Annotated in this window: 2 protein-coding genes; one reads left to right on the forward strand and one right to left on the reverse strand. The window is 35.4% G+C overall.

Features of this window, described 5'->3' with window-relative positions; genetic code table 11:
- A partial coding sequence (locus AC1DUW_RS29525; RefSeq protein ID WP_477644263.1) for an MFS transporter occupies nucleotides 1-518 on the forward strand: 518 nt, incomplete at its 5' end.
- Between the two features lie 315 nt (nucleotides 519-833).
- Here the strand turns inward: AC1DUW_RS29525 and AC1DUW_RS29530 are convergent.
- The coding region (locus AC1DUW_RS29530) for a MarR family winged helix-turn-helix transcriptional regulator (protein WP_477644264.1) at nucleotides 834-1,255 on the reverse strand (422 nt) is incomplete at its 5' end.

Consider the following 1,255-nt stretch of genomic DNA (forward strand, 5'->3'; position numbering starts at 1 on the left):
TCGGTCAACACGTTGCACCATTCGCAATGGGCTTAGGTTACGATATTAAATTTGCTGGTTCTGCAATGGGCGGTTGGCAATTCGGTGTATTAATCGGTGCGCTTGCATTCGGTATTTTAAGCGATAAGATTGGTGCTAAAAACACAGCAATCTTCGCAATGCTATTAGGTTTAGTTCCAGTTGCTATTCTTTTAACAGTTCCAGAAAACCCGTTAATGTTCAACTTAGCTATTGGTATTTATGGTTTTGTTGTTGCATCTCTAGGAACATTAGTACCACTTCTAACATCAGCTCTATTCGGTCTTAAAGATTACGCTCAAATCTACGCTACTGCTGCTCTTGGTTTAGCACTCGCTGGTATTGTTGCATTACCTGGATATGGCTTCGTATTCGAATTAACAGGTAGCTATACATCAGTGCTATACGCAATTGCTGCTATGTTAATCATCAATGTAGTATTAGTATTCGTTGCATTTAAAGGTAAACAGAAACTTGAAAAAGCAGGATTGTGGAATTAATAACTTCGCAGAATCTATTAACATACACATACAAAAAAACATAAAAATTCGCTCTATTAAAAGGGGCGGATTTTTATGTTTTACACAAGATTGTTTTTATATATATATTTATAGTTAAATTATTAATTATCTTATAACATGGTTATAAGTCTACGCACCTCTCTGCCATAAGCAGCCCAATGATCTTTAACTAACTCCTCCGTTAKTTTAAGTRYAATTCTTCACAAACATTGCTGCTAATTTATATAATTACAAACGCTACACTGTTAGTACGAATTTAATCACGCTTGAAAGTCCCCTTTATTAGCTCTATTTTTACCAAATAGGTYTTACACTCGATGATAATTTACCTTCATTTTCTTCAAAAACTAACTTTGATAAATCTTTTTTGAGCATTTGCATTCGTTCAGTACCTATGTTTTCACTCCAACGTCCCTCAATCTCAGTTAGTATCTTCTCTTTTGCCTTCACTACTAACCAWCCTCGTTCGGTCAAAACAATAATYTTCCCTCTCTTATCAGTCGGATGAGCTTTACGTAATACATAACCCCTTTTTTCAAGACAATCCACCATTTTACTTACAGCCTGCTTGGTAATTCCTAAATACTCAGCTAGTTCTATACCTGTCGCTCCATTAGGAATAATATATTTAAACATAAAGCCATGTGCAGGTCCGAAATCTCCAAATCCCAATTCACTTAATCTTTCATGCAGTTCATTAATAGATGCACTAAAGG

It is taken from the genome of Peribacillus sp. P4_C12, assembly GCF_056402095.1.